This is a genomic window from Blautia sp. ZXY-1-C6, from assembly GCF_056339875.1.
Map to the genome: position 1 here is coordinate 1 of NZ_JBWJVQ010000169.1, position 10,588 is coordinate 10,588.

The following is a 10,588-nucleotide window of genomic DNA, read 5'->3' on the forward strand; positions in this document are numbered from 1 at the left end:
ATTGTTCCTGACAAAAATCCGGGGATTAATCTGGATTTTTCCATTAAGAGTACCATGGAGGAAGCACAAACGGTTCATAAGAGGATCATAGAGTTCTGCCAGGAACAGGGAGCTTCTAAAAGCAAGGCAAATCTTGCCGCAGTGTGTGCGGAGGAAATGACTGTAAATATTATACGATTCGGGGGAAAAACCTCCAACTGGATCGACATTAACCTCTGTCTGGAGGATGATCTCTGCAGACTGAGGATCAGAGATAACGGTGTAAATTTCAACCCTCTGGAATATCAGTATGACAGTGAAGACTTTGATATACATGGGATTGAACTTGTCAAGAAGGTATCAAAATCCATGGATTATATTCGTGCGATTGATATGAATAATACCATAATATCTTTTTAGGAGGTACATGAAAATGAAAAATATTAATGAAAGGAACAATTTTGTTTTTGAGTTTCGGCCGGTAACAGAATTGTTCGAGGAACAGGTGAAGCTTCATCCAGAGAAATGTGCAGTTGTCTCCGGCAAAGAGAGCTTCACCTATGCACAGCTCAACGAACGGGCTAACAGGATTGCCAATGCACTTGTGGAAAAAGGTGTCAGACGGGAGACCATCGTAGGTGTGGTTCTTGAGAGATGCTGTGATTTCTATGCAGTGCGACAGGGTATCCTGAAGGCAGGAGGCGCATTTGCAGTTGCCACACCGGATTATCCTGATGACAGGATCCGGTATATTTTTGAGGATTCAGGAGCTCCTTTTATTATCACAACAAAGGAGATCGCAGAGGAACGAAGGGAACTGTTTGCTAAGCTTCCCTGTACAGTACTTCTGATCGAGGAACTTCTGGAGAATGAGAATACAGAGAATCCTCAGGTAAAGATCGGGGAGCATGATCTTTGTTATTGTATCTATACTTCTGGTTCCACAGGCAAGCCCAAGGGTGTGCTGATCGAACATATCAACCTTGCCAATTTTGTAAATCCGGATCCGAAAAATGCGGAAACTTATGGTTATGTCAGCAGGGGATCGGTTTCTCTTTCCATGGCAGCCATGACCTTTGATGTGTCTGTTCTGGAGGAATTTCTGCCACTTACCAACGGGATGACTGCGGTGATCGCCTCTGATGAGGAGATTCTGAATCCTCTTATGCTGGGTGAGCTGATCGTCAGAAATAAAGTGGATATTATGACCACAACTCCTACTTACCTGTCCAATATGATCGATCTGCCCCAGCTTGAAAAAGCAGTTTCTCAGATTAAGGTGTTTGATGTAGGTGCAGAGGCTTTTCCTCCGGCTCTGTATGACAAGATTCGCAGAGTAAACCCGGATGCTTACATTATGAATGGTTATGGACCTACGGAAACTACCATCAGCTGTACCATGAAGGTAATTACGGACAGCAGAAACATTACCATTGGTACGCCTAACGGTAATGTGAAGGTATATATTGTAGATAAAGAGAATAAGATCCTTCCGGACGGAGAGACCGGAGAGCTTGTGATCGCAGGACTGGGCGTTGGCAGAGGTTATATGAATCTGCCGGATAAAACAGAGGCTGTATTCATTGATCTTAACGGCGAGAGAGCTTATAAGACCGGTGACCTTGCAAGGATCAGCCCTGAGGGTGAGATTGAATTTTTCGGAAGAATAGACAATCAGATCAAGCTTCGCGGTCTGAGGATTGAGCTTGGTGAGATCGAGGAAGTGATCAATTCCTATGAGGGAATCATTACCAGCATTACTCTGCCTGTAGATAACAAATTCCTCTGCTGCTATTTTATGGCTGACCGCCAGATCAATACAGAGGAGCTTTCTGCCTATGCATCAGAGTCCCTGGCTCATTATATGGTTCCTGAGGTTTTTGTCCAACTGGAAAAGATGCCTGTGACACAGAATGGTAAAATTGATAAGAAAGCACTGCCAAAGCCGGCTGCACAGCCAAAGAATCTGAAAGAACCCCAGACTCCTATGCAGAAGAAGATTTTTGAAATCGTTGCAGACGTTGTGGAGAATGATTTTTTTGGAACTGACACAAGTTTTTACAGGGCGGGGCTGTCTTCTATCAGTGCCATGAAGCTTTGTATTCTGATTTCAGAGGAATTCGGAGTGACTGTGAAAACCAGTGATATCCACGAAAACAATACGGTGGAGAAACTGGAAAAATATGTGATGCTTGCACCGAAGATCAGAACCTATGAAAAGAGAGAAGTTTACCCTCTTACCGGCTCCCAGAAGGGTATTTTTGCAGAGTGCATGAAGAATCCTGAGAGTACGGTATACAATATTCCGTTCCTGTTTGAACTGGAAAGCTCTGTTGACGTTCAGAAGCTGTCAGATGCCATTTCTCAGATGATCGCTGCACATCCGTATCTGCTGACAAAGGTTTATTTAAGTGACAGCGGAGAGATGGTGCAGAAGCCTTGTGAGGAAGCCTTTGTACCAGAGGTGGTACAGACCACAAATGAGCAGTTTGAAAAGATGAAAGATGAGCTGGTGCGTCCCTTTAAGCTGGAAAAGGGACGGCTGTTCCGGGCGGGGATTTATGTGACAGAAGACAGGAAATATCTTTTTACAGATTTCCACCATATCCTGGCAGATGGTAATTCCTATGATATTATTTTGAGGATATTGATCGGGCCTATCTGGGTGAGAAATTGGAGAAAGAATCCTACACAGGCTTTGATGCTGCCCTTGATGAAGAACAGCAGATGAAAGAGGGAAAATATAAGAAGGCCGAGAAATATTATGACAGTATTTTCGAGGGAATTGAGACAGAATCCCTGCCTCTTCCTGACTGCTCAGGAAAGACTCCTGAGAGAGGATATCTGTCGATGCCTGTGGACACCGGAGAGTCTCTGGTACTTTCTGCCTGCGAGAAGCTGGGGGTTACTCCAAACATTCTGTTTACAGGTGTATTCGGCATTCTCATGAGCAGATATTCCAATTCCGAGGAGAGTCTTTTTGCAACTATTTATAATGGAAGAAATGATTCCAGACTGGAGAATACAGTCTGCATGCTTGTAAAGACTCTGCCGGTTTACTGTTCCTGTGATCCGAAAGTCACCATACAGGCCTATATGACAGAGCTCTCTGAGCAGATTCTGTCTTCCATGGCAAATGATATTTTTCCGTTCTCTGATATCTGTGCAAAGTACGGGATTAATTCTGATCTGGTATTTGCATATCAGGCAGAGCTTGGGGATGATTTCCCGATCGGGGATACCGTTGCCAGGGGTCATGACCTTTCTCCGGATATGTCAAAGATGCCTCTGTTGATCCAGGTAAGAGAATACGATCATAAATATGTGCTTACTGCAGAATACCGCAGTGACATGTACAGTGAAGCCTTTGTACGTGGAATGCTGGAATCCTATGAGGCAGCTATGGATTCCCTGCTGAAAGCAAAATATATTTCGGAAGTTTCTGTTCTTTCCCAAAATGGAGCGGACAAAATTGCGGAATTTAATAATACTGCCTGCGAATATGACAGAAGTAAGACCATCGCTGATATGTTTGAGGAGCTGGTACAGACCATTCCTGACCATACGGCTGTGGTATTTAAGGATAAAAAATATACTTACAGAGAACTGGATGAGATCAGTGACAGACTTGGAAAATATATCGCATCCCAGGGAATTGGCAGTGAAGATGTTGTTTCCATTCTGATCCCCCGCTGTGAATATATGGCGATCGCACCGATGGGCGTGATAAAGGCAGGTGCAGCTTACCAGCCTCTGGATCCAACCTATCCCAGGGACCGCCTGATGTACATGATGGAGGATTCCTCTGCAAAGCTTCTCATTGCTGACAGAGAGCTTCTTCCTCTGGTAGACGGATATAAAGGACCGGTGCTGTTTACAGATCAGATCTGGCAGCTGGAGGATAGGGATGTTGTGCTTAAGAAGCCGCAGCTGCATGATCTGTTTATCCTTTTGTATACTTCCGGTTCCACAGGTGTGCCAAAGGGCTGTATGCTGGAATATGGAAATATTACTGCTTTCTGTCACTGGTTCAAGAGGTATTATGGCATAGATTCGGATTCCAGGGTAGCTGCATATGCTTCCTTTGGTTTTGATGCCTGCATGATGGATATTTACGGTGCCATCACAAACGGTGCACAGCTTCACATTATTCCGGAGGAGATCCGTCTGGATTTCATTGGACTGCAGCGCTATTTTGAGGAAAATGGCATCACGCATTCCTTTATGACTACTCAGGTGGGAAGGCAGTTTGCGCTGGAGATGGATTGTAAGAGCCTGAGATATCTTTCTGTAGGAGGAGAGAAGCTGGTTCCATGTGAGCCGCCAAAAGATTATAAGTTTATTAATGCTTATGGACCTACAGAGGCGACTATTTTTACGACTGTATTTGAAGTGGACAAATATTATCCAAATGTCCCGATCGGAAAAGCACTTGACAATGTGAAGCTTTATATTACAGACAAGCTGGGGCATATGCTTCCTCCCGGTGCATGCGGAGAGCTGATGATCACCGGCTGGCAGGTTTCCAGAGGATATCTTAACAAGCCGGAAAAAACTGCCGAGGTCTATACAAAGAATCTTTATGATGATACACCGGGATACGAAGTGATGTATCATTCAGGTGATGTGGCAAGATTTCTTCCGGATGGAAATATCCAGATCATTGGCAGAAAGGATTCCCAGGTTAAGATCAGAGGTTTCAGGATTGAGCTTTCTGAGGTTGAGGAAGTGATCCGCAGATATGAGGGCATCAGGGATGCCACTGTAGTTGCCTTTGATGATCCAAAGGGTGGAAAATATATTGCTGCCTATGTGGTATCGGACAGCACTGTTGATATCAATGCCCTGAATGATTTTATTAAAGAGACAAAGCCTGCCTATATGGTACCTGCAGTTACCATGCAGATTGACAAAATTCCTCTGAACCAGAACCAGAAGGTAAATAAAAAGGCTCTTCTTCTGCCTGAGAAAAAAGCAGCGGAGATCATTAAGCCTGAGAATGAGGTTCAGCAGATATTATTTGACTGTATCGCAGAGGTTCTGGGGTATACGGATTTTGGGATTACCACAGATATTTATGAGGCAGGTCTGACATCCATCACTGCCATTAAGCTGAATATCCTGATCTCCAAAGCCTTTGACATTGTGATCAAAACTTCAGATATTAAGAATCATCCCACTATCCGAATGATGGAGGAATTTGTAAAAACTGCGGGAAAAGAAAGCAAAAGAGAAGTACAGGAAAGTTATCCTCTTACCAACACTCAGGAGGGGATTTTCATTGAGTGTACTGCAAATATGGGTTCTACCATTTACAATATCCCGTATCTGTTAAAGCTTGATAACAAGGTGGATCTGGACAGACTGGCAGAAGCCATTGACAGTACTGTTGAGGCGCATCCTTATCTGAAAACCCGTCTGTTTATGGATGACAACGGAAATGTACTTCAGAAACGAAACGATGGGCTCAGTTATAAAACACCGATTTTAAACGGAATGAACAGAGACACTCTGGTACGTCCATATATGTTGTTTAATGAACAGCTTTTCCGGTTTGAAATCTACAGAACCTGTGATGGCAATTATCTGTTCCTGGACCTTCACCACATTGTTGCCGATGGTACATCTCTGGCTATTATAATTAATGATATTAACAGAGCTTACAGCGGTGAGAAGCTGGAACCGGAAGGTTATACTTCCTATGATCTGGCACTGGATAACAGAGATGCCCTGGCAGGTGATATCTATAAAAATGCAGAGAATTATTATAAGTCAGTATTTGAACATGCAGGTGGAAGCATCAGCTTCTATCCGGACAAAAACGGTGCGGCTCCAACAGCAGAACTTTACCACAGAGAGACCAGATCCATTTCCGTGCAGGATGTGAAGGAATTCTGTAAAAAGCATGGAATTACGGAGAATGTATTCTTCATTTCCGCTTTTGGTATCACACTTGGAAAATATAATTTCAAAAAGGATGCTGTATTTACCACTATTTACCATGGAAGAAACGATTCCAGACTTTCGGAAACAGTGGGTATGCTGGTAAAAACACTCCCTGTTTTCTGTGATTTCTCAGGAACAGCCAAAGATTGCCTGAGCGGTGTACAGAAACAGCTGATCGATTCCATGAACAACGATATTTATCCTTTCTCACAGATCAGCCATGAGTTTGATATTAAGGCAGATGCCATGGTTATTTACCAGGGCGACAATTTTGCTTTTGACACCATTGGTGGGGAATATGCACAGGAGGAGCCTGTCAGCCTGAACATGGCAAAGGCACCGGTTTCTGTCAGCATTTCCATTGAAAAGAACAGATTTGTCTTTGAGATTGAGTACAGAGGGGATATGTACCATGAGGAAACTATCCGGTATCTGGCTGACAATCTGGAAACCACTGCAGAGGGAATCTTAAGGGAATGCGATCCGGCTGATATCCGGCTGATGTTTGAGGAAGAAACTCAGATGGAGGATATTCCGGAACATGCAGGAAAGACCTTCATAGATCTGTTTAAGGAGATGGCTGCCAGATATCCGGACAGACCGGCAGTGCGGGATGACTCCGGAGATTTTACTTACAGAGAGTTGGACAGAATGTCTGATTATATTGCTCAGAAGCTTACGGAAAACGGATTTGGCCCGGAACAGGCAGCAGGTATCCTGTGCGGCAGGACAAAGGAATATACAGTAGCCTATGTGGGTGTTATGAAGGCCGGCGGAGCCTATGTTCCTCTGGATCCGGAGTATCCACAGAGCAGAATTGAATATATGCTGAAGGATTCAGGAGCAAGAAATCTCCTTGTGATCGATCAGTATCAGAATCTTGTGGAATTTTATGACGGAAATGTGATCAGTCTGGACAGTGTGTCAGATGAGGCTGAGGATTTTGAACTTTCTGCAGAGCTTATTTCTCCGAAACCGGAGAACCTTGCCTATATGATCTATACCTCAGGCTCCACAGGAAAGCCAAAGGGTGTTATGATTGAGCACAGAAATCTGTTGAACCTGATCGAATATATCACACTGAGCAGAAATACTTCACCGGATGACATTGTGGCAGAGTTTGCGAGCTTCTGTTTCGATGCGTCAGTGATCGATCTGTTTGCACCTCTTACCGCAGGAGCAGTCCTGTATATTTTACCGGAGAGTATCCGTAAGGACGCCATTGCCATAAGCAGATATATAAAGGAAAAAGAGATCACCACCGTAACCTTCCCTACCCAGATGGGAGAACTGGTTACAGAACTTCTGGAGGATGCACCTGCTCTTAAATTTGTTACACTTGGCGGCGAGAAATTCAAGCATTACCGTAACCGTACCTATCAGATGATCAATGGCTACGGTCCTACAGAGAATACGGTTTCTTCCACAGAGTTTTTGGTAGACAGACAGTATGACAACATCCCGATCGGAAAATCACAGCGGAATGTGCGCAGCTACATTGTGGATGAGAATCTGAACCGGCTTCCGGTGGGTGCGTCCGGCGAACTTTGTCACGCAGGAAGGCAGATTGCCAGAGGATATCATAATCTTCCGGAAAAAACAGCATCTGTGTTTGTAGAAAATCCATTTGCTGTATGTGAGCAGGAAAGCCGTCTTTACAGGACCGGTGATATGGTCCGCATGAAAGGCGACGGAAATATTGAGTACATAGGCCGGATCGATTCACAGGTGAAGATCAGAGGATATCGTGTGGAGCTTGGTGAGATCGAAGGTGCCCTTCTGAAACATGAGCTGGTGAAAAATGCAGCCGTTACAGTAATTGAAAAGGGTGGAAATAAATATATCACAGCTTATTATACAGGAGAAGCCATCCCGGAGGATGAACTGAAGACCTTCCTGGAGCCGCTGATCCCGGATTATATGATGCCGTCTTTCTTTGTCAGCATTGAGGAAATGCCTGTGACACCGGGCGGTAAGATTGATAAAAAAGCACTGCCAATGCCGGAGGTAACCACGAACACTGCCAGCTATGTAGAGCCAGTTACAGCAGCTCAGAGAGCACTCTGTGAGATTTTTGAGAAAGCACTGGGAATTGAAAGAGTAGGGATTGAGGACAACTTCTTTGAACTGGGCGGATCTTCCCTTACTGCATCCAAGGTTGCTGTTATGTGTCTGTCAAAGAATATTTCACTGGTATATGCGGATATTTTCAAATATCCTACTGTACGGGAACTTGCAGCTCTGGTTGATGATGACGGAGTTACAGAGGCTGCACAGAGCAAGAATGAATTTTCGGATTATAACTATAACAGGATCCAGAATGTGATCAGCGCAAATACAGAAGAAAATGCAGACCGGATCACAAAGGAAAAGCTGGGAGATATTATGGTCACAGGTGCCACAGGTTTCCTGGGGATCCATGTCCTTAAAGCATTCCTTGACAATTATGACGGTAAGGTTTACTGTCTTGTACGTAAGGGCAAATATGAATCGCCTGAAAAGCGAATGATGAACATGCTGATGTACTATTTTGATGATCCATACAAAGAGCTGTTTGAAAGCCGTATTATCTGTGTGGATGGGGATATTACCTCAAAGGAACAGGTAACAGGATTTTCAGAATACAAATTCAGCACCATCATTAACTGTGCTGCCTGCGTAAAGCATTTTGCGGCTGATGATGTACTGGAAAGAATTAATGTGCAGGGTGTGGAAAATCTGATCGATTTCTGTAAGAATAACGGCCGCAGACTGATCCAGATTTCTACGGTTTCCGTTGCGGGAGAGGGTTCTGACGGTGTTCCGCCAATGTCCAGAGTTTTCTGTGAAAATGATCTGTACATCGGACAGAATATTACCAACGAATATATCCGTACCAAATTCCTGGCAGAGAGGGCGGTTCTGGAAGCAGTTTCCGAGGGACTGGACGGCAAGGTAGTCCGGGTAGGTAATCTGATGAGCCGAAACTCTGACGGCGAGTTCCAGATTAATTTCATTACCAATGGATTCCTTCGCAGCCTGAGAGGTTATGCGGCTGTAGGTAAATTCCCTATGGGCGGTATGCATGAGGTGGCAGAATTCTCACCGATTGATTCTACTGCGCTGGCAGTTCTGAGACTGGCTCAGACCGACCGGAGATTTACTGTATTCCATGCATGCAACAGCCATCATATTTATATGGCAGACCTGATCTACGCAATGCGCAGCTATGGATTCAGGATTGATATTGTAAGAGATGAGGAGTTTGAGGCAGCAGTGAAGGAATTTGCAAAGACCGGTCAGGATTCTGATGCGGTTTCCGGACTGATCGCCTATACCTCACATAATGAAAATGAAATCTATACCATTGATTACAGCAATCGTTTTACAGCACAGGTTCTGTACAGGCTGGATTATAAATGGCCGGTTACAGATGACAGATATCTGGAAAATGCAATTGCAGCACTTGACAGACTTACATTTTTTGATTGATTCAGGAGGGAAAATTACAATGGAAATTATCACAAAAACAGAAGGTAACAAAGCAACTATGGAAATCAGCGGATGGCTTGATACACAGACAGCTCCCCAGTTAGGGGAGGCTCTGTCCGGACTTGAAGACAGCATCACAAGCCTGGTATTTGATTTTACAAATCTGGAGTATATTTCATCTGCAGGCTTACGTCAGGTGATCGTAGCCTACAAAAAAATGGCTCAAAAGGATGGATTTAAGATCATCAATGTTTCTGATGAGGTTTACGATGTATTCAGCCTTACAGGGTTTGACAGCAAGATCGATATTCAGAAGAAGTAACTGTTGATCAGATGCAGAAATTATACAGGATCAATATTAATCATTTTGAGGATCCGCTTAAGAATGAAAGGCTTCTGGATCTGGTTGGGATCAGAAGAAGAGAAAAGGTCATCAGGTATCGTATGCCTGATGACCGCAAAAGAAGTCTGGGTGCAGGGATCATCATCAGAAAAATCCTCGATGAAAACGGGCTTACGGAAAGCTGCCTGAGATATTCTGACAATGAAAAGCCGGTTGTGGATGGCCTTTTTTTTAATGTATCTCATGCGGGGGACTATGTTGTGGGTGTGCTGTCAGACTGCGAAGTCGGGTGCGATATTGAGAAAAATGCCAATGCGCCTCTTGAGGTGGCAGAACATTATTTCTACCATTCAGAGCTTGCTTACATCAAGGCTGCGAAGAACAAAGATAAGGCGTTTTTTACGCTCTGGACATTAAAAGAAAGTTATATGAAAATGACAGGCAGAGGAATGAGCCTTCCTTTGGATTCTTTTGAAGTGGTTCCCACAGCAGAGGGGTTTGTCCTCGGAAAATCCTCAGAAAGGCCATGCTTTTTTGAGACAATGGAATTTGACGGTTATATTTTCTCGGTCAGCAGTGAGAGGGCTTTTTCTCTTCACAATCCATTGGAAATTGCTTTTGACGATATTTATGTATGATCACAGATGATTTTTCAGACACGCTCTAGAGTTCCAATCAGACAGGAAAGCGTATATGTCAGATATTGCTTCTGCTGTACGGGAGAACTGAGGAAGGCATCGGAGCAGGTAAACCAGGTGTAACAGGTATTTTTGGTTGCTGCTTTCCGGTGCTTTCTGTCAATTCCGGATCCGAGAGATTTCGGGATAACCGTATCCTCCTCCGGGAGAT

Annotated in this window: 3 protein-coding genes and 2 pseudogenes; 4 read left to right on the top strand and 1 reads right to left on the bottom strand. The window is 44.1% G+C overall.

Annotation, left to right across the window (positions count from 1 at the left end):
- The 4 genes and pseudogenes from AC075J_RS08245 to AC075J_RS08260 form a co-directional block, all read left to right on the top strand.
- A partial coding sequence (locus AC075J_RS08245; protein ID WP_476390237.1) for an ATP-binding protein occupies positions 1-399 on the top strand: 399 nt, incomplete at its 5' end.
- A gap of 85 nt (positions 400-484) precedes the next feature.
- A pseudogene (locus AC075J_RS08250) lies at positions 485-9,393 on the top strand (amino acid adenylation domain-containing protein); the annotation flags it as partial.
- 22 nt (positions 9,394-9,415) lie between these two features.
- Positions 9,416-9,718 (top strand): STAS domain-containing protein, encoded by a 303-nt coding sequence (locus AC075J_RS08255; RefSeq protein ID WP_008704342.1) that lies wholly within the window; start codon positions 9,416-9,418, stop codon positions 9,716-9,718.
- A gap of 11 nt (positions 9,719-9,729) precedes the next feature.
- Positions 9,730-10,377 carry a 4'-phosphopantetheinyl transferase family protein gene (locus AC075J_RS08260; protein ID WP_022380989.1) on the top strand — a complete coding sequence of 216 codons (648 nt, stop codon included), beginning with the start codon at positions 9,730-9,732 and terminating at the stop codon, positions 10,375-10,377.
- 14 nt (positions 10,378-10,391) lie between these two features.
- Here the strand turns inward: AC075J_RS08260 and AC075J_RS08265 are convergent.
- A pseudogene (locus AC075J_RS08265) lies at positions 10,392-10,588 on the bottom strand (ribonuclease H-like domain-containing protein); the annotation flags it as partial.

Bases quoted from the DNA above. Each gene is read 5' to 3' on its own strand.
- AC075J_RS08260 (WP_022380989.1), top strand. From the start codon at position 9,730: ATGCAGAAATTATACAGGATCAATATTAATCATTTTGAGGATCCGCTT.
- AC075J_RS08255 (WP_008704342.1), top strand. From the start codon at position 9,416: ATGGAAATTATCACAAAAACAGAAGGTAACAAAGCAACTATGGAAATC.